This window comes from Nocardia alba NBRC 108234 (genome assembly GCF_001612665.1).
Lineage (GTDB): Bacteria > Actinomycetota > Actinomycetes > Mycobacteriales > Mycobacteriaceae > Nocardia > Nocardia alba.
In genome coordinates, this window is sequence record NZ_BDAX01000002.1 from 41,835 (window position 1) to 65,136 (window position 23,302).

The window sequence follows — 23,302 nt, forward strand, 5'->3', positions numbered from 1 at the left end:
GTCGAGCTGACCGAAGTCCGGGCAGACGAACTGACGCCTTTCGATATCGGCCGGTACTTCAGCAACGGTGCCGAAACCGCCGAGAATTACTCTCCCACTATAAAATTCACGCGGAAGCGGCCCAGTAGGAAGTCTTGCTGGGCCGCTTCGCGTCTCGTAGGCCCCGGACGCTGTCATGAGCGACCGGGCCTTTCGTGGTTGTGCTCTTCGTAGGCTTCGGAGCGGGATGCGGGAGCCGCCCTCAGAAGCGCAGTTCTCGTATCGTGTTGAGGTCGATTCCGTGGCGTGCGTAGATCTTGATCGTGTTCTCGCCGGTGAGATCTGCTTCGGTATAGCCGAGCAGTTCGGCGACACGGACGACATCGGCCTTGGTTGCAGCCTCGATCTCGAGATACGGAGGGATACCGGGCCAGGTATCGAGTTCGAGATCTGCGCCGTCGAGGGTGTAACTGGTCCGCTTGGTTTCCTGGTACGACTTCGCAGAGAATCCCATCATCTCGAGCAGGGAGTTGGTAGCGGCGAAGTCATCGACACTCACCTCCACCTCGTGTGTGCCGTCGATGGCATCGCTGGTGATCTCTTTGACCGCGAGCGTGGTGCGACTTCCATTGTCGCGCAACCTGATCCACTTGCCGTCGACCCCGGGGGCGACGTCGTAGACGTAGCGGCGCATGAACCGCTCGCCGAGCTTGTGGCCGCCTTTGTCCAGGATCTGGCGGTCGATGGTCATCGCGGTAGTGGTCTTTGCTGACACCCGGGCGCGGTTTGCGTCGCCACGGCATTCAGCTGACCGGGCTCAGGGATCAGCTGATTGTGACGGCCTAGTAGGTGTTGGGCCCCCGGCTCGTCGCGGGTGAATCTCCGCAAATACGCCGCGAATCGCCAGTTCGAAACCGTGATGAAACCGTACTCCGGATCGCTTGACGAGGCACTGACGCGGGAGGCCTACTGAATGTGACTGATATCACTACAAGATCGATATCCGTTGCAAGACAACATCTTTCACTTCTTCGACTTGGAGTCGAACCATGGCAGCAGTTCTCACAACCCTCACACCCAATTCCGGCCCAGCGACGACATTCAGCACTGTGGTGATCACCGGATCCGGGTTCGCCGACGTCGGTCCTTTGACGGTCCGGTTCGGTGCGACGGCGACCACGTTCACCATCGACTCCGACACCCAGATCACGGCCATCTCCCCGACGGGGACAGGCACGGTGGATGTCACTGTCACAGTGGAACTGAACGGCACCAGCAACGCATTGCCCTTCACTTACGTCTGACCACGGGTGTGGCGCGATCCGTCGGTGGGGCAACCGCGTGCCGACGGATCGCGCCGTGTTGCGGTCGTAGGTTGAACGGACAGCGGGCATGGGATGTGGCCAACAGTGGTCAGCGGCAGCGTGCGCGTCGTCTAGATCAGGGTCGCGACCATGGACCAGTACACCTTTTGGCGAACTCGACGCGCATGCCCTTGGCCGTCAAAATACGCACTCTCCGGGAGGTGGAACAGCGTTGAGTCGACAATGCCGGGCCGGTCTGCCGCTGTGCCCACCACATTGAAAACCGCCCTTACGAGGTGTGGCGACTGACTGTGAACGGTTCAGTTGGCTACTGTCGATCGGCCGCCAGATGCGGTGTTTGGTGATCGAAACCGTGTCGACACGAGGGGTTACCGATGAGCTCTGTTGCGTTCGACCTGTTGTGGCAGTTGTTCACATCGTTCCTCACTGGCCAGTCCTCGGGCCATCCGCCTTTCCCGTGGCCGTTTAGCTGACTTGATCCGGTGGCGGTCCGATGCGTCGCATGGCCAGTGCATCGGACCGGCCGGAGCACCCGGCCCGTCAGGGGTGTCCTCAACGCGCGCTCCCAGCACACCCGCAATGCCCGCTTGCAGATCGCCGGTCCCAAGCCACTGCTCGCCGGATTACTCCTGCAACGACCCGCGCGGCCGAGTTGATTCAGAGCCCCGGCGTCACGGTCGAGGGTGACCGCGCGGTTTTGGACGAGCTGGTGGAAATCATCGATACCTTCGACCAGAACTTCAACCTGTCCACCCCATGACGATCCACCGGGGCGGCTGTGCCTCTGCAGGCTCGCCGATCTCCAAGCATCTCCACCATTGAAGCAACCTGGACTTCACCGAGGTCGCGGAACAGTGGACGATGCGGATCCGCCGCGGGGGCTGCGGGACGGACGCTTCGCTACTCGGTGAAGTCGACCTTCGTACCGTCGATCCAACCCGGCAGACTGTCCGCGACGAAGTCGGACATGTCGCGGCCCGCGTCGATCGTTGATTCGACGTCGGCGAGGTAGGTCGCCATCGCTCGTTTCGCCGACGGTGTGGACGCCGCGGTGAGGAACTGGGCGCGTTCGATGTGCAGGCCCTTCTCCAAGGATGTCGAACCACCTTGGTAGACAGCATGTTTGATGCCGCGGACCGCGGTGGGGGAGCGCTTGGCCAACCTTGCGGCAGTTGTCTGCGCTTCGGTCAGCAGCTCGTCGGGATCGATCAATCTGTGTACGAGTCCGATCTCGAGTGCCCGGCTCGGGGTGATCGGAGCCCCCTCGAGACACAGTTCCAGTGCTCGACCCGCACCGAGCACCCGAGTCAACATCTGTGTGCCGCCGCCGCCGGGGATGATGCCGACCAGGATTTCAGGTTGCCCGATTTCGAAGGGGCCATCGGCCATCAGACGTAGATCGCAGGCCAGCGACAGCTCGCAACCGCCGCCGAGTGCACGGCCGTTGAGCGCGGCAATGAACACGGTGCTCGACTCCCGCATCAGTCGGCACACCTCGTGATAGCGACGCAGGTTCGCGACACCGCCGGCACCGGCACGGGCCAGGCCCGCCTGCCCGCCGGGGACGTGGTCGGCCAGCGTACTCATCCGCAGCGCGGCGCCTGCTGTCCGTGAGTTCAGGGCTACCGGTGCGGCTTCGACGCCGTCCAAAATCTCCGACACCGAGTAGTGGCTGACGAAGACATCATCGACGGCGCTGGTGAGCACGACAGCGCGGACTTCGTCGTCGCGGTCGATGTCGCGAAGGAGGTCGAGCAATTCGCCCATGACGGCATCGGTGAGGAAGTTGTAGGGCGGGTTGTTCAACCAGATGGTTTGGACCGGACCGTGCCGGTCTGTGCGAAGAAACTGCATGCGAGTGCCTTTCGACTGTGAAGCTGATGGGCGCTGAGGTTGTCGCTACTGCAGATAGGCACGTTCCAGCTCGGCCAGCGCGTCTGCGCAGTACGGTGCGACCCGTTGGACGTGAGGCAGCGAGGTCGCGCAGGCGGTCACGCACAGATTGAGACGGTTCGCGTACGACAGGATCGTAATGTTGAGTGCCTGACCATCGAGCGGGATCGACACCGCGTGCCACTCTTCCAAAGCCATACCGTTGTAATGCAACTGCTCGCTCGGTCCCGGCATGTTGGAGATGATGACGTTGAACATCGGTGTGATCCGACTGCTCACACCGAGAACCAGGCTCGCCCCGAAGGGCGCCATGAGCATCGCCGTATACGCCATGACCGCGGCGCTCGACATCCGGCTCATGTGCGCCTTGGCTTCGACCGTGGACGCGACGATCGCCGAAACCCGTTCTCGCACATCGTCGATGTCGGTGGCGAGGGTGGCCAGCGCCATGGTTGTCGCGTTGCCCTCGGCATCGTCGCTGTCTTTGGGGCGAAACGACATCGGCATGCCCGCGATCAGTGAGTCCTTGGGTAGCTCGCCGATTTCGGCGAGGTAGCGGCGCAATCCGCCCGCGCAGATCGCCACGATGACGTCGTTGATCGTGCCTCCGCAGCGCTGCGCCAGGATACTGATCCGGTTCATGTCGAACGATTGCGTGGCGATCCGGCGTTCGGCGGTGATCGGGCCGTTGAGGATCGACGGCGGTGCGGTGTACGGCTTGATCAGGGCGGCATCGGTTTCGGTCAGTCCGCCGTACATGCGTGAGATCGCCTGCAAACCCGTGAGCTGATCGGTGACCCCGCGAATCGGAGTGTTCAGCAGTCGCAACAGCGACGAGATCGCGGGCAGACTCGCGCCCGGCGCTTCCGGGTCGCGACGCGTGCGGCGCTTCCCGGAATTCTGGTAGGCCCAGATCGCGGGTCTTCCGCGCTCGTCGGGATCGTTCGACATCACCTTGCGCGCGAGCCGCACGGTGGCAACGCCGTCGAGCAGGGCGTGGTGACCCTTGATATACAGCGCTAGGCGACCGTCGTCGAGACCCTCGATGACATGCAGCTGCCACAGTGGGTGCGACCGATCCATCGGTATGCCGTGCAGGCGCGAGACCAAGTCGCCGAGCTCACGCTGACCGCCGGGCGCGGGCAGCACGTGACGTCGGAGGTGGTAGTCGAGATCCGGCGTGTCGATGCTGACCCATCTCGGCAGCGCGCGAGAGATCACGGCGGAGTCGAGGCGGCGGTCGAAAGGGCTGGTCGCGCCCGTGTAGGTGCGCAGATCGTCGACCAGGTCCGAGACGAAATCCGGACCTGCCTCCGGTGGCAGCCGGAAGATGTCCAGGTGCGCGATGTTCATCAGATTGGAGTCGGATTCACCCCACAGAAATGCGACATCGATGGGGTTCAACGTACTCGTGGGCATGGGGTGGTGACCTCCGGCGAGAATTCTGGGGCGAGCGAGGTTCGTTGCGCGGATCTCGCGATCAGCGTGTGGTGCGGGCCTTCTGGCCGCGGGGAATGGTGTCGGTGGCGACGGCGAGTGGATCCCAGTCGCCGCCGTGCTCGGGGATCTGGTCGGCGGAGCCGAAGACGGTGCCCTTGCGAATCGCGGTGAACAGGTCGCGTCGCAGCACCGCGCCCGCGGCACCGACGCCGGAGAGCATGACGCCTTCTACCCCGGGACCCCAGCTCAGGCTCGCGCCGGCGAGATAGAGCCCGGAGATGTCGGTTTTCGGTCCGGGGCGCAGCGGACCGACTTGCCGCAGGTTCATCTCGATGCCGTAGGAGCCACCCGCGGTGGAGTGGGTGTAGCGCTCCTGGGTGATAGGAGTGGCCGCTTCCTGCCACACGATGTGTTCGCGCAGGTTCGGGATGACCTCACCCGCCAGATCGATCAGGGTCTCGGTGATCGCTTCTTTGACAGCGAGATAGTCGGGGTTGGCGCGGTAGTTCTCGCCGTGCACGGGACCGCCTGTGCTCAGGCCCCACAGATCGTGGTCCGGCGGCAGGTAGGTCATGATCTCGACGACGGAATGGCCGACGGGAGCCAGCGCCGTGACCGTGTCCTTGTTGGTGGCGATGTGGATCATCGCGGCGGCATTGTCACCGATGAGGCGCAGCCAGCGCTCGCGGTCCCCGCCCGCGGCTTGCCAGTTGGCTATCTTGCGCATCGGGCCGAAATCGGCGTCAGCGCTGAACTTCCAGATCTGTGCGCTGGTCATCGTCTCGGACAGGTCGATGTCGAGGCCGAGGTAGGTGTTGAACAGCGGCCACGCCATCGTGTAGCTCGACACCAGTTTCCGTTTGACCGGGGACACGACGGCCGGGTCGAGCAGCTCCAGGTAGGTGCGCTTGAGATCGGCGTTGGACACTACGACCGGCGCGGTGATGAATTCGCCGTCGGCGAGCCGGACGCCGCGCACCCGACCGCCCTCGACAACGATCTCGGCCACCCGGGCGTTGAGCCGGAAGTCGCCGCCGTTGGCGCGCACGACCTCGGCCATCGTGGCCGAGAGCACCTGGCCGCCGCCGATCGGGAAGTAGGCGCCGCCCTCGACGTAATTCTTCAGGTAACCGGCTTGCACGATCGCCGGTGCCCGGTCGGCCGGAGCGGCGTAGGCCGGTGTTTGCCCGCACAACACCGGACGCGGGGCGGGCCCGACGCCGCAAAGGTCGAGCAGCCGCGACAGAGGCACCATCGCGAACGGCGCCGCCCATCCGGCCCGCAGAAGGAAAGCTGCCTGACCACGCAAGGATGCGGGAGTTGTGGCGCGGTCGACCGCGTCGGCCAACTTGCGGATGATGCGCAGGTAGCGGCGCAGCGCCGCGGCATCGTCGGGGAAGGTCTCGAGTAGTCGGTCGCGGTAGTTGTCCCAGCCGCGTGGCACCTTGAAGGTCACCGACGGATAGGTCAGTACGTCGAATCCGTCGGGATCGATTTCGCGGAACTCGATGTGCTTGTCGGCGCCGACACCGCGCAGGATGGTGGGGATATTGCCCTCGGGGCGGCCGCAGTCGCCGAGATAGTGCACGCCTACTTCGAATTCGTAGCCCTTGCGGCGGAATACGTGCGTCGATCCGCCGAGCACGTCGCCCTGTTCCAGCACGAGCGTGCGGCGCCCGTTGGCGGTGAGGTACGCGGCCGCGGTCATGCCGCCCATGCCACTACCGACCACGATGACATCCCAGTCCTGCATGCTTTTGCTCCTTGTACTGTCTCTCGCGCCGGGCGAATTACAGGTCGATGGTCAGTTGTGCGGACTTAGCGCGATCGGTGCAGATGAGCATCGTGTCGGGTTCATCCAGGAACGGTGATCGTCCGCGGCGTTCGACATCACCGGAGACGACCCGTACTCGGCAGGTGCCGCAGAACCCCTGTTGGCACGAGTACGCCACGTCGGGCACCGCGCCCCGCACGGCAGCGAGGGCGGATACGTCCGCGGCGACGTGGATCGATGCGGTGGTGCGGGCAAGACGAATGTCGAACGGCTGACCACCGGCAACAGGTTCGGGGCCGAACCTCTCGAAATGAAGGCCGGCTGCCCCCGTTCGGTCGAATTCGGTCCGAATATCAGCGAGGAGTCCGGGCGGTCCGCAGAAGTAGACCGACGTGCGCGGCCCGGCGTGTGCCAGCAGCTCCGCGGCTGTCCGGCGTTGACCGGTGAGGGTCCGGACCCGATCGGGATCGAATTCGCCGATCTCGTCGAGGAATGGCATGGTCGCCGTGTCACGGCCGAGGTAGGTCAAATGCCAATCGACGCCCGATGCCGCGGCCGCGCGCACCATGGGCAGAATCGCCGTGATGCCGATTCCCGCGGCGAGGAACACCACTCGGGAGATGTCGGCCCGTGCCAGGTGCGGGTACGCGAAAGGAAAAGCGTTGCGCGGGCCTGCGGCGGTGACTCGAGCGCCGACGAGGAGTCGATCGTGGATCTCGATCGACCCGCCACCTCCGTCGGGTAGGCGCCGGATCGCGATCCGGTAGTTCCGCCGATCAGTGTGGTCGCCGCAGAGGGAGTACTGGCGAACCTTGCCCGAAGGCAGAGTCAGATCGATGTGTGCGCCCGGATGCCATGGCGGCAGGTCGGACCCGTCCGCGGCCGCTAGACGCAGGCTGCGCACACCGGCGGCTTCGGAACGTGTGTCAGCCACAACCAGACGCAGCACCCGGTCGACCTCGGTGGGTTCGATGATGCGCATCCGGCTGGTTGCCGCGACGTATCCACGCACCGCGAACCGTGCTGCGGTCAGGAGCCGATCCCGCCTACCCGGTCGGTGCAGTGACGGCGGGACCGGCGATCGGGTTTCGGTCATGAGGGGACTCCCCATCGCGCGATTCGCATTTCAGGCACCGGCACGGGCCGCCGGGGAGGCGGCGAGGTAGGCGACCGCTTGGCTGGTCGAGCCGTACTCGGAGGGGTGGTACCCGGGCCGGAAGTACTCGAAGAACATCTTCGTCAGGCTCCAAGGTCCCGGCATCAGGCCCTTGCGCATCACCGTGCGCACACTGCGGAGCTCGATCCGCCGGTTGCCGCCGTCGAGGGCGGGGTCCACCGACATCATGTAACGGATGCCGCGGACCCACAAGACGGTGAGGGCCGGTGCGAGGAGTATCCATGTGCGCACCCGGCGCAGATAGCGGCCGTCGAGATGGGTGAACAGATCGAACGCGACGTGTCGGTGTTCGACCTCTTCGGCCAGGTGCCAGCGGAACAGGTCGAGCACCCTGGGATCGAGCGCGTCGTCCCAGCCGTGGGCGTTGAGTCCCCAGTCACCGAGGTAGGACGTGAAGTGTTCGAGGGCGGCGACGATGGCGACGCGTTCCAGGAGCCAGGAATGGGCTTTGCGGCCGGTCAGGTCGCGGTCGCCGAGCAGAGCCGTGAACAGCCACCGGATCTGTTCGACGAACGGTTCGGTATCGAGTCCCTCGGCATCGAGGTATTCGAGCAGAGACTGATGGGCCGCGGAGTGGGTAGCTTCCTGGCCGATGAACCCGATCACGTCCTCCCGGACAGCGGCATCCTTGATCAGCGGCAACGCTTTTCGGAAGACCTCGACGAAGAACACTTCGCCCTCGGGCAGGAGCATGTTCATGCCGTTGGCCAGGTGCGTAGCGAACGGATTGCCGTCGAAGTAGTGCATCGGCAACCCGGTCCAGTCCCAGGTCATGTCGCGCGCGGCGAGCGCGACCTTATCGATGTCGGTGTGGGCGGTCATCGGATTTCTCCGTTCGTGTCGGTGGTCTTCGCGTCGTGTTCGCTGACGAAGGTTCGAACGAGGTCGGCCACCGCTGTCGGATTGAACAAGGGCGCCCAGTGCCCGCCGTCGATCGCATGGATAGCCGAATCGGCGGCCCATCGACCGATATCGGTCTGGCTGGCCGGGGTGATGAAGATGTCGCGGTGTGGTGTCAGTACCTGAACCGGTCGATCGGTGGTGCGTTGTTCGGGGCGAAGCAGGCGCGGGAGCAGGTTGGCGGTGTAGATCTTCAGCCCGGCACGGTTGTCGCGGGCACGATGCGCGGAAGCATCCGCGGGAGGAGCCCCGACTTCCAGGCGTGAGGCCAGCGCGATGGCGGCATCGACCAGACCGAGTCGGCACACCAGCGGAGCCAGCCAGGGGAGCTGGAAGAATCCCATGTAGAACGGGGACTTCCACATGCCGAGCACGTCTGTCCAGCCGCGGGGTCCGGCAGCGAGGCGGGACTTGATCCAGAACGGCACGTGATCAAGGCACGGCCCGGAGACCGAGGTCAGCGACGCGATGCGGTAGCGCTGTGCCGGATCGGTGCTGGCGTGCCAGGCTTGCACCGAGCCCCAGTCGTGCGCGAGCAGGTGCACCGGGCGCGCCGGTGAGACCGCATCGATGACCCGGCCGATGTCGTCGGCGAGCTGGTCGAGGCGGTAGTCCCTGATTTGTTTCGGCTTTCCGGATCCACCCGAACCCCGCACGTCGTAGGTCACCACGTGCAGTGTCGACTCGAGCTCACTTGCTATGCCGACCCAGACCTGGTGATCGTCGGGAAATCCGTGCACGCACAACACTGTTGGTGCGTCCGGATTTCCCTGCTCGTGCACCGCTAGGCGCACCCCGTCCGAGGCCTCGACGAAGCGTGTCGGCACGCGGCCGGTCATCAACGCCCGGGAGCCTGTCTGATGACCAGGTTCGGTCGTGGGCGCGGCGCGACGCGAAGACAGATTCACTGGTGTCATGCGAGGTCCTTCACAGAGGTGTCATCGAAACAGCCGCCGCGGATGACGATCCCGGGAGATGGCGGGGCCTCGGAACATGTATGTGCAACTATCAGTCACACCTTTCGTGCAACGATAGTAGACTGATCGTGCTACCGCAAGAGGCGGTCGCTCGACGAGAGAATGGAACGCCGTGACACCGAGTCCCCGTGAACGGCTCATCACCGGTGCGATCGCGCTCATACGTGAGCGTGGCGTCGCCGGTACCGGAATTACTGATCTGCTGGCCCGTAGCGATACTGCGCGGCGTTCGATCTATCAGAACTTCCCTGGTGGGAAGGCGGAACTGGTCGAGGAATCCACGCGGGCAGCGGGCGCGATGATGAGCTCGATCATCGGCGGGTTCACCGCGGGCGACAACCCGAACACCAGTCTCGCCGCGTTCATCCAGATGTGGAAAGACACGCTGGCATCCAGCGATTTCACCGCCGGATGCCCCATCGTCGCCGCCGCGCTCGGCGGCACCGAAGCGCCATTGGCGCCAGCCGTTGCTGCCGAGGTGTTCGACGACTGGACGAATCTGCTTGTCGAGCAACTCGTGCGCACGGGCGTGGACGAGTCCGCTGCCAGGTCGCTCGCCATGACTGCAGTGTGCGCGGTCGAGGGCGCGGCCGTCGTTGCCATCTCGTCGCGATCGGTGCGTCCGCTCGACGACATCGGCGTACACCTTGCCGAACTCGTATCCTTCCATCTGAACGGCAGTCACAGGTAGCTAAGAATTCAGTGGCACACCCGGAGTGCGGGATCGCACCCATCCTCCAGGCCGGTGCCCTGAACCCCATGTTGTTGCCGGGAAACCTATTTCGAGAGCGGCAGTCCGGTCGGTTCGGGGATCTGCTCGACGGTGAGTCGCTTGCGGAACACCCAGTAGGTCCAGCCCTGATAGATCAAAACCACTGGGGTGCACAGAATCGCCGCCCAGCTCATCACCTGCAGGGTGTAGCGGCTCGAGGAGGCGTTGTCGATGTTCAGGTCGAACGCGGGGTCGATCGTAGAGGGCATCACGTTCGGGTAGAGGGAGCCGACCAGCAGGATGGTGGCGGCGGCGATCGTGAGGGTGGTGCCGAGGAAGGCCCAGCCGTCACGGGCCGCCGCGGTGGCGCCACCGGCGACCACCAGGCCGAGCACCGCGGCGCCCAGGGCCGCCCAGGTCCAGCCGGAGCCGTAGGCGAGTTGGGTCCACAGCCCGAACCCGCCGACGATCACCACCGTGGGCACGAACAGGATCCGCACGCACGCGCGGGCATCGTCGCGGACTTCGCCACCGGTCTTGAGCGCCAGGAAGATCGCGCCGTGCAGCGCGAACAGGATGGCCGTGGTCGCCCCGCCGAGCAACGCGTAGGGGCTGAGCAGATCCCATACCGATCCGACGACCTGGTGCTTCTCGTTCAGCGGCACACCGCGCACGAGGTTGGCGAACACCCAGCCCCACGCCAGCGCCGGAATCCACGAACCGATCCCGATGCCGATGTCACACCACGCCCGCCACTTCGGTGAGTTGATCTTCGCTCGCCACTCGATCGCGCAGATCCGCAGGATCAACGCGACCAGCAACAGCAGCAGGGCCAGATAGAAACCGGAGAACAAGCTCGCGTACCACTCGGGAAACGCCGCGAACATCGCACCGCCCGCGGTGATCAGCCAGACTTCGTTGCCGTCCCAGACCGGGCCGATGGTGTTGAGCACCACGCGCCTGCGCACATCCGAACCCTTGCCCAGGATCGGCATCAGCATGCCGACGCCGAAGTCGAATCCCTCGAGGATGAAGTAACCGGTGAACAGCACGGCGACCAGCACGAACCAGAATTGCTGCAGACTCATCGTGGTCTCCTAGTATGCGAAGGACAGCGGCTCGACAGGGACGGCGCGGTGCCTGCCGCCACCGCCATCGTCATCGGGACCGAACTCGTCGTCGGATGCCGTGGGCCCTGGTTCGGGCCCGACCACGGTGTAGCGATGCATCAGGTAATACCAGACCACCGCCAGCGCACCGTAGAGCAGTGTGAAGACGACAAGGGAGAAGATCACCGTTCCCGGTGCGTGATCGGAGACCCCTTGCGCCACGGTCATGCGAATGGTCGTGTCGCCGGTCAGATTCGGCACCACCACCCACGGCTGGCGTCCCATCTCGGTGAAGACCCAGCCTGCGCTGTTGGCCAGGAACGGGGTCGGGATGGCGATCAGACACAACCAGGAGAACCAGCGCTTGTCCGGAACTCGGCCACCGCGCGTCATCCACAGACCGGCGAGCAGCAACAGCGCCGGTCCGGCCAGTAGACCGATCATGGCGCGGAAACCCCAGTAGGTGACAAACAGGTTGGGCCGGTAGTTGCCGGGCCCGTAGTCCTCGACGTAGGACTTCTGTAGATCCTCCACGCCCTGCAGGGTGACGCCGGTGAACTTGCCCTCCGCCAGGAACGGCAGCACGTACGGGACTTCCAGCAGGTGTGTGACGCTGTCGCAGTTGTTGTGGGTACCGACGGTGAGGATCGAGAAATCGGGGTCGGTCTCGGTGTGGCACAGCGATTCCGCCGATGCCATCTTCATCGGTTGCTGTTCGAACATGATCTTGCCCTGGATGTCGCCGGTCACACCCACCACGACGATCGACGCGGCCACCACCCACATACCGGCCCGCGCCGCCGGTCGCCACATGATCGCGGCTTCCTCGCGTTTGGTGGCATCACCACTGCGCGCGTTGCGCACCATGAACCAGCCCGCGATACCGACGACGAAGGTGGCTGCCGTCAAGAACGCGCCGGCGACCACGTGGGGAAACGCCGCGAGGGTGGTGTTGTTGGTGAGTAGCGCCCAGATGCTGTCCAACTCGGCGCGTCCGGTCTCGGGATTGTATTTCGCGCCGACCGGGTGCTGCATGAACGAGTTGGCGGCGATGATGAAATACGCCGACGCGTTGACACCGATCGCGACGAGCCAGATCGTGGCGAGGTGAACGAGTTTGGGTAGGCGAGTCCAGCCGAAGATCCACAATCCGAGGAATGTCGACTCCAGGAAGAACGCGACGAGCGCCTCGAATGCCAGTGGCGCACCGAAGACGTCGCCGACGAACCGGGAGTATTCACTCCAGTTCATCCCGAATTGGAACTCCTGCACGATGCCGGTGGCCACACCGATGGCGAAGTTGATCAGGAACAGTTTTCCGAAGAACTTGGTGAGTCGATACCAGTGTTCTTTTCCGGTGATCACCCACGCCGTCTGCATTCCCGCGACGAGCGGTGCCAGCCCGATGGTGAGCGGGACGAAGATGAAGTGGTAGACCGTGGTGATACCGAACTGCCATCGGGAGACATCCAGTGTGCTCATTGCCAGCGAACTCATCGTCGGATCTCCTGCCATCGCAGTGAACTGTCGCCGAACCGCGCGTTCGGTGAATGTCGTACGCGTCTAGCGCAAGCGTTCTGTCTCGAGATGAATCAGATCAATTGCCGGGCGGTGACCGCCGACCGAGATTGCGGCGCCCGGGTAGCGAATTCATTACCTGGCCCGCGCGAAATGGCCGATCATGGACACAGTCAGCACGGCTCGATCCTAGGTGACGAGGTCGCGAATTCCGTTCAGGACTCGGCGATCGTCTTCGCGCGCAGCAGGACTTCTTCCACCATCGTGGGAGTTACCCGACCGGTGGCGGTATTGCGCTGACTCACGTGATAACTGCCGAGCACAGTGACCGATCGACCGTCGGGGTGGGTGAGGACGACTCGCGCGCCGTGGGCGAAACGGGGACGTGGACGCGCCACATTCCAGCCTCCTGTCGACAGCACGGTGAACAGGGCCTGCCAGTCGAAGGCGCCGAGAACGACGATCACTCGAAGCGTCGGGCGGACCAACTCCAATTCCCGGCTGAGAAATGGCGCGCAATGCTCCCGCTCCTCGGGCGTCGGCTTGTTCTCCGGTGGGGCGCAATGCACCGGCGCGGTGAGCCGGGTATCGATCAGTTCGATGCCGTCGTCGCGGCTGACCGGATGCGCGCCGGTAGCCAGCCCGACCGCGTGCAGCGCGCCGAACAGGACCTCCCCGCTCGGGTCGCCGGTGAACATGCGACCGGTCCGGTTGCCGCCGTGGGCGGCGGGAGCGAGGCCGACCACGAGAATGCGCGCGTCGGCGGGCCCGAAGCCGGGTACCGGTCGACCCCAATACTCTTCGTGGCGAAAGGCCGCGCGTTTGACGACAGCGACTTCTTCACGCCAGGCGACGAGTCGCGGGCAGGCGCGACAGGTGCAGACCAGCCGGTCGAGTGCGGCGAGATCGGGAGTGTCTCGCGCCGCCCGCGGGGCTGCTTCCGGATCCGCGCCGGTCATCGCCACAGTCTAGTCGGCGATGTCCGCGAGGCGGTCCACCGACGAAACCATCTGCGCGGTACCATCGGTACCAGGTACATTCGGGGGATGCTGTCCACCGAGATCGTGAGCGCCGACGGAGTCGTGCGCGGTCGCGCGGGTCGTCGAATCGCCCGCTGGCGTGCCCTGCCCTACGCGGCCCCACCCATCGGAGCGTTGCGCTTGCGCGCTCCCCAGCCCGTTCGACCGTGGTCAGGTGTGCGATCCGCGACCGAGTTCGGGTTCGCCGCGGTGCAGAACCCCAACGGTGCCCGTGTGGGCCCGCGAACCTCGCAACCCACCGGGGAGAACTGCCTGACGCTGAATGTGACCGCACCGGTCACGCCCTCGTCGACACCCCGCCCGGTCATGGTCTTCTTCCACGGTGGCGGATATCTGATCGGCACGTCGAGCATGTACTCCGGCGCGCGGTTGGCCGCGCGGGGCGAGGTGATCGTGGTGTCGGTGAACTACCGCCTCGGCGCGCTCGGATATGTCGACTTCAGCGAATTCTCCACGCCGGAGCGACCTTTCGAATCCAACCTCGGACTGCGTGATCAGGTCGCGGCGCTGGAATGGGTGCGCCGCAATATCGTCGCGTTCGGCGGCGACCCGGACAACGTCACCATCTTCGGTGAATCGGCGGGCGCGCACGCGGTGGTCAGTCTGCTGGCGACACCGGCCGCCGCCGGCCTGTTCCATCGGGCGATCGCCCAGAGCGCCCCCGCGGACTGGACGCTGACTCCGGACGAGGCCCGGCGTTTCGCCCGCCGCTGCCTGGATCGGCTCGGCGCCACCCCCGTCGATGCCGCGAACGTCCTGAACACCGTGTCGCCGAATCAGTTGTGCCGCGCGGGCGACCGTGCCCTCGGCCGGGAGCTGCGCGAGGAACCGGGCAGTTTCCCCTATGCCCCGGTCGCGGACGGCGACTTCCTGCCGGAAACACCCTTGGAAGCGATCGGGGCGGGCCGCGCGCACCCGGTGCCGTTGATCATCGGCACCAACCGCGACGAGGCGACGCTGTTCCAGCGCTTCGCCAAGTCGGTGCCGCACACCCCCGCACAGCTGAAAACCATCTTCGAGCGCTACGAGCCGGGTACAGAGCAGGCGGTGACCAGCCGGTATACCGGGTATCCGGCCGCACGGACCGCGGTGCGCATCGGCGGCGACCACCTGTTCCTGCGTCCGACGCTGGCCGTCCTCGAAGGCCACAGCCAATACGCCCCCACCTACGCGTACCGGTACGACTACGCCCCGCGCGCACTGCACCTGGCGGGCTTGGGCGCCACCCACGCGCTCGATCTCGTGCCGGTCTTCGGCTGGGTCGACGGACCGGTCGGCCGCGCGATGACAGCGGCAGGCGGCAGGCGGGCGTTCCTGGCGGTCCAAGATCACATCCAGGACAACTGGCTCAGCTTCGCCCGCACGGGCCGACCTCTCGCGCCCTGGACCGCCTACACCGCCGAACGCCGGACCACCGCCATTATCGACTATCCGCCGCGCGTGCTGGTCGACCCCGAGTCCGCCCGACGCGAAGCGTGGCAGGGCATCCGGAAGTGCGAAGCATGAGGGCGGAGCTCGCCGATCGCATCATGGGGCTCTACGCCGAGGACGAGCAGATCCGTGCGGCCCGTCCCCCCGCGGATGTCCATGCCCTCGTGACAACCCCCGGCCTGACGACGGCCCGCATCGTCGAGACCGTCATGACCGCCTACGCCGACCGTCCCGCGCTCGGCACCCGCCGCACCGAACTGGTCGAGACCGGCGGGAGAACGACTCGAAAGCTGTTGCCGGAGTTCGAGTTACTGACCTACGGGCAGGCATGGGAGCGCACCCGCGCGCTCGCCGCGGCCTGGCATCGTGACGGCGTCGTCGCGGGGGACTTCATTGCGGTGCTCGGGTTCACCAGCGCCGACTACACCGTGCTCGATCTCGCCACGATCCATCTCGGCGGGGTCGCGGTGCCGCTGCAGACGGGCGCGGGCCTCGAACAGTTGCGTTCGATCCTCGACGAGACCGAGCCGACGGTGTTCGCGGTCGACACCGCGCACCTGGGCATCGCCGTCGACGCGATCCTGGCCGGTGCCACGCCACGTTCGCTGATCGTGTTCGACCATCACGCCGACGATGACGATCACCGGGATGCCGTGGACGCGGCCCGCGCCCGTCTGCGGGCCGGGGGATCGTCGCTGGTGCCGAATACCCTCGACCACACCATCGAACGGGGCCGTCTGGCCGACCCGGTGCCGCTGAGCGTGCCCGCCGACGGCGAGGACCCCCTTGCCCTGCTGATCTACACCTCGGGCAGCACCGGAACACCCAAGGGCGCGATGTACACCCAGCGCCTGGTCGCGGTCGGGTGGCAGCCCGCGCGCCCGCTCACCGCGATCGCTGTCAACTTCCTGCCGATGAGTCATATCGCGGCCCGGCTCACCCTCAACAGCGTGCTCGCCCGCGGCGGTACCGCGTACTTCACGGCGGCACCGGACCTGTCCACTTTGTTCACCGATATCACGCTCGTGCGGCCCACCGAGATCTTCCTGGTGCCGCGGGTGTGCGACATGATCATGCAGCGCTTCCGCCACGAGATCGCCGAGCGTGGCGAGGCGGCGACCGACGCGGTGAAAACCGAACTGCGCGAACAGTTCCTGGGTGGCAGGCTGATGTCGGCGCTGTGCGGCAGCGCGCCGATCGCGCCCGAGGTGCGTGCCTTCGTCGAGTCGGTGCTGCAGCTGCGTCTGCACGACGGGTACGGCTCCACCGAGACCGGCGGCGGGGTGATCTTCGATACGAAGGTGATGCGCCCGCCGGTGCTGGACTACAAACTGGTCGACGTGCCCGAACTCGGGTATTTCGGTACCGACAAGCCGTATCCGCGCGGTGAATTGCTGCTCAAGACCACCACGATGATCGCCGGGTACTACCGCCGTCCCGAGGTGACCGCCGAGGTCTTCGACGCCGACGGCTTCTGTCGCACCGGCGATGTGGTGGCCGAGCTGGCGCCGGACCGGTTGGCCTATGTGGACCGTCGCAACAACGTCCTCAAGCTGTCGCAGGGCGAGTTCGTGACAGTGTCGCGGCTGGAAGCGGTGTTCGCGGGCGCCGATCTGGTGCGCCAGATCTATGTGTACGGCAGCAGCGAACGGTCCTATCTGCTGGCGGTGGTGGTACCCACCGAGGCTGCGCTCGCCGAACCTGCCCGCGGGTTGCGCGCCGCGCTGGCTTCGTCGCTGCGCCGCGCCGCCGTGTCGGCCGAGCTGGAGCCGTACGAGATTCCGCGTGACTTCATCATCGAGACCGAGCCGTTCTCGACGGCCGACGCGACACTGTCCGGAGTCGGGAAATTGTTGCGCCCGAAGCTGAAACAGCGCTATGGGCCACGGCTGGAGAAGCTCTACGCCGACCTCGCGCGGGGACAGGACGACGAACTGCGGCGGTTGCGCCATGACGCGCCCGGCCTGCCGGTGTACGAGACGGTCGCCCGCGCCGCCTGTGCAGTGCTCGGCGGTGACCTGGCGGATCTGGGGCCGCAGGCCCGATTCGGCGATCTCGGTGGCGATTCGCTGGCGGCCCTGTCGTATTCGTCGCTGCTGCGGGAATTGCTCGCGGTGGAGGTACCGGTGAATGTGCTGCTCGGACCGGACAGCGATCTGGCCCGCATCGCCGACTACGTGCGGCGTGAACGCGAACCCGGAACGCGCAGAACCGATTCCGATGCGATACACGGCGTCGACGCGACCGAGATCCGCGCCGCGGATCTGACCCTGGAGAAGTTCTTCGATGTCAGTGCCGTGGCGCGGACGCCAGCCTCCGCTCCCGCGCGGACGGTATTGATCACCGGCGCCAACGGCTACCTCGGTCGGTTCCTCCTGCTGACCTGGTTGGAGCGGCTGGCCCCGGGTGGCGGCACGGTGATCTGCGTGGTTCGCGGCGGCGATGCGGTGGCCGCGCGCGAGCGTCTCACCGCGGCGTTCAGCAGTGACAGCGAGCTCGACGCCCACTTCCAGCGTCTCGCCGAGAACACGCTGGAGGTACTGCCCGGTGATATCGGTGAACCGAATCTCGGTCTGCCGCAGCCGACATGGGACCGGTTGGCCGCCGAGGTCGATCTGATCGTGCATTCCGCGGCGCTGGTGAACCACGTGCTTCCTTACGCGCAGCTGTTCGGGCCGAACGTCGTCGGCACCGCCGAGGTGATCCGGTTGGCGCTGACGAGCACACGCAAGCCGGTGAGCTACCTGTCGACGGTGGCCGTCGCGGCACAGGGGGAGTCCTTCGCCGAGGACGGTGACGTGCGAACCATGAGCCCGGTCCGCCGCCTCGACGGTTCCTATGCCAACGGCTACGGCAACAGCAAGTGGGCGGGGGAGGTGCTGTTGCGCGAGGCGGCCGAGCGGTTCGGCCTGCCCGTGGCGGTATTCCGCTCGGACATGATCTTGGCGCACAGCCACTTCCCTGGCCAGCTCAATGTGCCCGACGTCTTCACCCGGCTGTTGCTGAGCGTGCTCGTCACCGGTCTCGCGCCGACGTCGTTCTACCGCACCGATTCCGACGGGCGGCGACAGCGCGCCCACTACGACGGGCTCCCGGCCGACTTCGTCGCCACGGCGATCACCACCCTCGGCGTCACGGCCACGAGCGGCTACCGGACCTACGACGTCCTGAACCCGCACGACGACGGAATCTCCCTCGACGTGTTCGTCGACTGGCTGATCGAGGCGGGCGCCCACATCGACCGGATCGACAGCTACGACGAATGGTTCGCCCGCTTCGAGACGGCCTTGCGGGCCCTTCCCGAACCCCAGCGCAAACACACCCTGCTCCCGCTACTGCACGCCTATCGTCGCCCCGGTCGTCCGCTGCCGGGTTCGGCACTTCCGGCCGACGGATTCCACGCCGCCGTCCGCGCCGCGCGGATCGGTCCCGACCACGATATTCCGCACCTACCGGCAGATCTCATCGCCAAGTACGTCCGCGATCTGACCCGGCTGGGACTCCTCGATTAACCCTCACAGGGTGGGCCGGGCGATCCACGCGTGCCATCGGCTCTCGAGGATCAGCTCGGCCAAACGCTGGTAGCCGCCGCTGCCGGGGTGGGCGCCGTCGCCCGCCGCGGCTTCGCGGGTCCAGACCGGGTCGTCGGCCAATTGCCTTGTGGTGGCGACGAACGGCACCTCGCGTGCGTCGCAGAGGTCTGCCATGTCGTCGGCGAGTTCCGCGGTGCGACGCAGGTGCTCCGCGCCGGCGTCGACAACCGGCGGTGGGCCGATCACCAGGGGATGGATCGCGCGCTCCCGGCTTTCGGTCAGCAGCGTCGCGAGGTTGTCGAGGCATCGGGCCCGGCCCACCCGGACGTCGCCGTTCTCGACAACCGCGTCATTGCTGCCGAACGAGATCACCAGGCGATTGTCGGTGTCGGGCCGGAGGCGCGGCTCGACCTCCGGCCAGCAGCGGCGCAGGACATCGGCGGAGGTATTGCGCCGGATGCCCAGGTTGAACGCGGTGATGCCGGGGCCGGTCGCGGTGAGGACGCGGCCTACCCAACCCCGGTACTCCGGGTCTCCGATGCCCTGGACGAAGGAGTCACCGATGAAGCAGATGCGCAGATCCTCGTTCATTCGGGCCACTGTACGAGGTGGGGGAGCGGGGCTCGATGGGCGGACCGCTCGGTGGTGGGGGAGCACAGGCTAAGGGGCAGAGGATGTTTGAACGTTCCGTTGATCGCGGCGGTGCCGGTAACGACCTGCTGATGATCCTCGACAGGTCGTTCCAGATCGGTAATTTAAATCGCGATATTGCGATATGCGCATCTAAATATATTGCTCACCTACCTGTCGCAGCCGACCAATCAACCGAAGTACTTCAAAAACGCAAAGAGGCAAGGGGCTGCCGCGAGGTGGGGGAGCGAACCGATTGCTACGGGGTGACCATTCGTGCCACGGCCGCTACCACCGCCGCGCGCTGCGCCGCCAGGCGACCGGCGTCGGTAGACCCCGTCCTCGTGTGGGTGGCCGAGGTGCGAGCCAGATCGGTGAGCATGCGAAGCATGATCGGGGCGGGGATCTCGGTGGTCACGAGGCCTTCGTGCTGACCACGGCGCAGCTCGGCGATCTTCGCGTCGATGGTGCGGCGCAGAATCAGCGGAATATCGCCGGCCGGTTCGAGTTCGGACCAGGCTTGGAGCCGGGCGTTGTCGGGGTGGGCGACGAAGTGGTCGAACAGGCGACCCGCGTAGGCGGGTAGGTCGTCGGCGGACAGGGCGGCCTCGCTGCTGGTCTCGGTGGTCCAGCGTTCGGTGACGGCCTCGTAGAGCTCGTTCTTGCCGGGAAAGTAGGCGTAGAGCCGGTCCTTGCTGGCGTGTGCGGCGTCCGCGATGCGGTTGATCCGGGCACCGGCGATGCCGAATTCGGCGAACTCCGCCTTCGCCGCGGTGAGTATTCGCTCCCTGGTTGCCTGACCTGCCGCCCGCATGGGCCGAATACTACCTCTTGCCGAACCATCTGGTTCGGAACTATGGTCCAATGCGGAACCGATCGGTTCTGAACTCTGTGAGACGAGGGCTTTGATGAGCGCGGACAAACCACGGTGGCAGCAGCTCAAGGAGCAGCCGGACGGTGTGACGACCGCCGAGCTGGACCAGCTGTGGACCCGGCTACGTCCGGCGCGCGCGGAGGACATCCTCGGCGAATGGCGTGGTGACGCGTTCCAGACCGGCCACCCGCTGTGCCGCGCACTGCCCGCGAGCCGCTGGTACGGCAAGAACTTCCACGCGCTCGACGACGCGAAGCCACTGATCTGTCGGGCCGAGGACGGCACCCTGTTCTCGAATGTCGAACTGGGACAGGGTGAAGCGACCCTGTGGAACATCGAGTTCCGCGGTGAGGTCACCGCGACCATGGTCTACGACGGTCGCGCGGTGTTCGACCACTTCAAGTGGCTCGACGACACCACCCTGATGGGCATCATGAACGGGCGCCCCGAACTTGTTCTCTCGCGCGGCGAACACTTCTACTTCCTGCTGGAACGGGTCTCCTGATGCGCACGACGGCGGTGCTGTCGCGCGATCCGGGCGCGGAATTCTCGATCGAGTCGATCGAGGTCGACGCGCCGCGCGCGGGTGAGATCCTGGTGCGGATCGTCGCCGCCGGTATCTGTCACACCGACCTGGTGAGTCGTCGCGCCGGCGCCGCGGATCGACCGATCCTGCTCGGGCACGAGGGCGCGGGGATCGTCGAAGCGGTCGGATCCGATGTGCGGACGGTCCGGCCCGGCGATCATGTCGTGCTGACCTTCCGGCACTGCGGTTCCTGCCGCAACTGTGTGGCCGGTCGGCCCGCGTACTGCCGGCGGGCGACCGCGCTCAATCAATTCGGCCGACGCGCGCACGACACACCGCGAGCTCTTGTCGACGGTTCCCCGATTCTCGACGGTTTCTTCGGTCAGTCGAGTTTCGCCGGTTACGCGCTGACCACCGAGGACAACACGGTCGTGGTCGACCCCGCGATCGACCTCGCGGTGGCGGCGCCGTTCGGTTGCGGATTCCAGACCGGCGCGGGCGCGGTGCTCAACGCGCTGCGGCCGGAGGCGGGGTCGTGGGTGGCGGTGTACGGGGCGGGCGCGGTGGGGATGGCGGGCGTACTGGCCGCCCGGACGGTGGCCGACGTGCGCGTAGTCGTCATCGAAACATCGGCTGCGCGAAGAGAATTGGCGATCGATCTGGGCGCTGACGCAGCGCTGGATCCGGCCGACGGACCGACGGCGGCGCGCATTCGTGAACTGACCGATGGCGGCGCGACGCATGCGCTCGACACGACCGGTGTCGCCACGGTGCTCGCCGATGCGGTCGCCGCGCTCGCTGTCGGTGCCACGGTGGTGGCCGTGGGTCTGGGCCGTGGCACGCCGCCGATCGATGTCGGTGATCTCGTGTTGAACGGCAAGGCGATTCGCGGCTGCCTGGAAGGTGACAGCGTGCCACGTACTTTCATTCCCCACCTGCTCGAGCTGTACGCGGCCGGTCATTTCCCGGTGGAGCGTCTCATCGCCCGGTATCCGCACGCAGAGGTGGGCGCCGCGCTGGCCGATCAGCGTGCGGGCACTGTCGTCAAGCCGGTGCTCACATGGTGAACACCGCCGACTCCGCGGACGTGTTATGACGCTGCTCTACAACGACATCCAGCCCGAGGTGGCCGCCGAGTCGGGCGGCCGCGTCCAGCGTCGGCTCACCGTGCTCAATGCTGCGCGTGCGGTGTTCGTCGCGCACGGCTATCACGGTGCGAGCATGGACGACATCGGCATCCGGGCCGGGATGAGCAAACCGGTGCTGTACACGCATTACGCGAGCAAGCTCGATCTCTATCTCGCGGTGCTGCAGGGGTATCTGGACCGGATGGTCGATGGCATTCGCGACGCGCTGGTCGACGCGAACGGTCAAGAGGACAAGGTGCGTCGCGCGGTGCTGGCCTATTTCGACTTCGTCGACGAGGATGCCGGCGGGCATACCTTGGTCTTCGAGTCGCCGGTGCCGAGCGAGCCGTGTGTGCGGTGGCGGGTGCGCAATGCCATGGGTGAATGCGCGGTGCTGGTCAGTGCCGAGTTGCGCGCGGCGGGGATGGATGATGTGCGTGCCTACGGGTGCGCGTTCGGGGTGGTCGGTGCCAGCCACCTCGCGGCGCGGCAGTGGCTGGACACGGGGCGTCCGATTCCGAAGGGTGATGCGGTCGATACCGTGGTCGCGCTGTGTTGGAACGGTTTGTCCGGGGTCGAGACCACGGGCGAATAGGATCTGCGCGCGGTGGGGCGGTGCCGGGAAGGCTCAGTGCAACGCCGCGGGCAGCGGGCTGCCGTCGAGCAGTTCCTCGCTGGGTAGCTGTCCGATGAGTACGGCGAGTGCGCGCTTCCATCGGCGTAGCACCGCCTCGCGCTCGCCGAGTGTTCCGGTGAGCATGGCGGTCATCGAGAGCCCGGTGAGTAGGTCGATGGTGAATTCGACGAGTACTTCGGCTCGGGGATCGGAGGCGTACGGTTCGCCGAGCACCTCCAGGTAGAGCCTGCGCATTTCGGTGAACACGCGACGTTCCTCGATGACGAGTTGGTCGCGGAGCTCGGTGTCGGTGCGGGCGGCGACCCACAGGTCCAGTGCGGTGAAGAAGGCCGGACTGTTGAGGTCGCGCCAGGCGAGGTCGACGACGGATTGCAGGCGGTCGCGGCCGGGCTGGAGAAGTTCGGCTTCGCGACGGAATTTCTCCAGTCGGGTGTCGACGACCTGGGTGGTGGCGGCGATGAGCAGTTCGGCTCTGGTGGGGAAGTGGTGTTGCACGGTGCCGCGGGCGAGCCCGGCGCGTTCTTGGACCGCGCTGACGGTGGTGGCCGCGTAGCCGCGTTCGAGCAAGCATTCGGCGGTGCAGGCCAGGATCCTGGCGCGGGTGGATGCCCGACGTTCGGCCTGGGTGCGGCGTAGAGGTTGCACGGTCACCTGAGAAATCGTACGTGCTGCCGACAAGATTCGGTAGATTGACCGAAAA

The 23,302-nt window shown here is 66.0% G+C and carries 21 protein-coding genes; 8 read left to right on the forward strand and 13 right to left on the reverse strand.

Annotation, left to right across the window (positions count from 1 at the left end; genetic code table 11):
* Positions 1-241: 241 nt before the first annotated feature.
* A complete protein-coding gene (locus NA12_RS01920) occupies positions 242-730 on the reverse strand; it encodes a class IV adenylate cyclase (RefSeq protein WP_067445327.1) in 489 nt (162 codons plus the stop codon).
* A gap of 298 nt (positions 731-1,028) precedes the next feature.
* On the opposite strand from NA12_RS01920, the gene NA12_RS01925 reads away from it, so the two are divergent.
* Together NA12_RS01925 and NA12_RS32920 are read left to right on the forward strand one after the other, a co-directional pair.
* Complete coding sequence (locus NA12_RS01925) at positions 1,029-1,283, forward strand: IPT/TIG domain-containing protein (RefSeq protein ID WP_084472294.1); 255 nt, start codon at positions 1,029-1,031, stop codon at positions 1,281-1,283.
* A 523-nt stretch (positions 1,284-1,806) separates the two neighbouring features.
* On the forward strand, positions 1,807-2,064 hold the full coding sequence (locus NA12_RS32920; RefSeq protein WP_165914797.1) for an alkyl sulfatase C-terminal domain-containing protein: 258 nt from the start codon (positions 1,807-1,809) through the stop codon (positions 2,062-2,064).
* A 140-nt stretch (positions 2,065-2,204) separates the two neighbouring features.
* On the opposite strand, the gene NA12_RS01930 is transcribed toward NA12_RS32920, so the two are convergent.
* The 6 genes from NA12_RS01930 to NA12_RS01955 form a co-directional block, all read right to left on the reverse strand.
* The gene (locus tag NA12_RS01930) at positions 2,205-3,158 is read right to left on the reverse strand and encodes an enoyl-CoA hydratase/isomerase family protein (RefSeq protein ID WP_067445331.1); all 954 of its coding nucleotides are present in this window, start codon (positions 3,156-3,158) and stop codon (positions 2,205-2,207) included.
* A 45-nt stretch (positions 3,159-3,203) separates the two neighbouring features.
* Positions 3,204-4,616 carry a WS/DGAT/MGAT family O-acyltransferase gene (locus NA12_RS01935; RefSeq protein ID WP_067445333.1) on the reverse strand — a complete coding sequence of 471 codons (1,413 nt, stop codon included), beginning with the start codon at positions 4,614-4,616 and terminating at the stop codon, positions 3,204-3,206.
* Positions 4,617-4,677: 61 nt separating this feature from the next.
* Positions 4,678-6,390, reverse strand: a complete 1,713-nt coding sequence (locus NA12_RS01940; protein WP_067445335.1) for a phytoene desaturase family protein — start codon at positions 6,388-6,390, stop codon at positions 4,678-4,680.
* A 37-nt stretch (positions 6,391-6,427) separates the two neighbouring features.
* Positions 6,428-7,507 carry a PDR/VanB family oxidoreductase gene (locus tag NA12_RS01945; protein WP_084472296.1) on the reverse strand — a complete coding sequence of 360 codons (1,080 nt, stop codon included), beginning with the start codon at positions 7,505-7,507 and terminating at the stop codon, positions 6,428-6,430.
* A gap of 30 nt (positions 7,508-7,537) precedes the next feature.
* A complete protein-coding gene (locus NA12_RS01950; RefSeq protein WP_067445339.1) occupies positions 7,538-8,410 on the reverse strand; it encodes a metal-dependent hydrolase in 873 nt (290 codons plus the stop codon).
* Positions 8,407-9,405, reverse strand: a complete 999-nt coding sequence (locus NA12_RS01955; protein WP_243654872.1) for an alpha/beta fold hydrolase — start codon at positions 9,403-9,405, stop codon at positions 8,407-8,409. The genes NA12_RS01950 and NA12_RS01955 overlap by 4 nt, the downstream gene beginning before the upstream one ends.
* A gap of 172 nt (positions 9,406-9,577) precedes the next feature.
* Between NA12_RS01955 and NA12_RS01960 the strand changes: the two genes are divergently transcribed.
* On the forward strand, positions 9,578-10,156 hold the full coding sequence (locus NA12_RS01960) for a TetR/AcrR family transcriptional regulator (protein ID WP_067445341.1): 579 nt from the start codon (positions 9,578-9,580) through the stop codon (positions 10,154-10,156).
* Between the two features lie 86 nt (positions 10,157-10,242).
* Here NA12_RS01960 and cydB read toward each other — a convergent pair whose 3' ends face one another.
* The 3 genes from cydB to NA12_RS01975 all read right to left on the reverse strand — a co-directional run bounded on the left by cydB (position 10,243) and on the right by NA12_RS01975 (position 13,763).
* On the reverse strand, positions 10,243-11,265 hold the full coding sequence (gene cydB, locus NA12_RS01965) for a cytochrome d ubiquinol oxidase subunit II (protein WP_067445343.1): 1,023 nt from the start codon (positions 11,263-11,265) through the stop codon (positions 10,243-10,245).
* A gap of 9 nt (positions 11,266-11,274) precedes the next feature.
* Complete coding sequence (locus NA12_RS01970) at positions 11,275-12,768, reverse strand: cytochrome ubiquinol oxidase subunit I (protein WP_067445345.1); 1,494 nt, start codon at positions 12,766-12,768, stop codon at positions 11,275-11,277.
* A gap of 251 nt (positions 12,769-13,019) precedes the next feature.
* A complete protein-coding gene (locus NA12_RS01975) occupies positions 13,020-13,763 on the reverse strand; it encodes a uracil-DNA glycosylase (RefSeq protein WP_067447290.1) in 744 nt (247 codons plus the stop codon).
* A gap of 87 nt (positions 13,764-13,850) precedes the next feature.
* Here NA12_RS01975 and NA12_RS01980 point away from each other — a divergent pair, with 87 nt between their 5' ends.
* Together NA12_RS01980 and car are read left to right on the forward strand one after the other, a co-directional pair.
* Complete coding sequence (locus NA12_RS01980) at positions 13,851-15,350, forward strand: carboxylesterase/lipase family protein (RefSeq protein WP_067445347.1); 1,500 nt, start codon at positions 13,851-13,853, stop codon at positions 15,348-15,350.
* On the forward strand, positions 15,347-18,787 hold the full coding sequence (gene car, locus NA12_RS01985; RefSeq protein ID WP_067445349.1) for a carboxylic acid reductase: 3,441 nt from the start codon (positions 15,347-15,349) through the stop codon (positions 18,785-18,787). Before NA12_RS01980 ends, car begins: the two co-directional genes overlap by 4 nt.
* Before the next feature lie 3 nt (positions 18,788-18,790).
* Here car and NA12_RS01990 read toward each other — a convergent pair whose 3' ends face one another.
* The gene (locus tag NA12_RS01990) at positions 18,791-19,399 is read right to left on the reverse strand and encodes a GDSL-type esterase/lipase family protein (protein WP_067445351.1); all 609 of its coding nucleotides are present in this window, start codon (positions 19,397-19,399) and stop codon (positions 18,791-18,793) included.
* 298 nt (positions 19,400-19,697) lie between these two features.
* Complete coding sequence (locus NA12_RS01995; RefSeq protein WP_067445353.1) at positions 19,698-20,252, reverse strand: TetR family transcriptional regulator; 555 nt, start codon at positions 20,250-20,252, stop codon at positions 19,698-19,700.
* Between the two features lie 94 nt (positions 20,253-20,346).
* Between NA12_RS01995 and NA12_RS02000 the strand changes: the two genes are divergently transcribed.
* The 3 genes from NA12_RS02000 to NA12_RS02010 are packed head-to-tail and all read left to right on the forward strand — an operon-like array spanning position 20,347 to position 22,560.
* Positions 20,347-20,817 carry a DUF4334 domain-containing protein gene (locus NA12_RS02000; RefSeq protein WP_067445355.1) on the forward strand — a complete coding sequence of 157 codons (471 nt, stop codon included), beginning with the start codon at positions 20,347-20,349 and terminating at the stop codon, positions 20,815-20,817.
* On the forward strand, positions 20,817-21,905 hold the full coding sequence (locus NA12_RS02005; RefSeq protein WP_067445357.1) for an NAD(P)-dependent alcohol dehydrogenase: 1,089 nt from the start codon (positions 20,817-20,819) through the stop codon (positions 21,903-21,905). Before NA12_RS02000 ends, NA12_RS02005 begins: the two co-directional genes overlap by 1 nt.
* Positions 21,906-21,930: 25 nt before the next feature.
* On the forward strand, positions 21,931-22,560 hold the full coding sequence (locus tag NA12_RS02010) for a TetR/AcrR family transcriptional regulator (protein ID WP_067445359.1): 630 nt from the start codon (positions 21,931-21,933) through the stop codon (positions 22,558-22,560).
* A 33-nt stretch (positions 22,561-22,593) separates the two neighbouring features.
* Here NA12_RS02010 and NA12_RS02015 read toward each other — a convergent pair whose 3' ends face one another.
* Positions 22,594-23,253, reverse strand: coding sequence for a TetR/AcrR family transcriptional regulator (locus NA12_RS02015; protein ID WP_067445361.1), 660 nt, complete (start codon positions 23,251-23,253; stop codon positions 22,594-22,596).
* Positions 23,254-23,302: the final 49 nt, after the last annotated feature.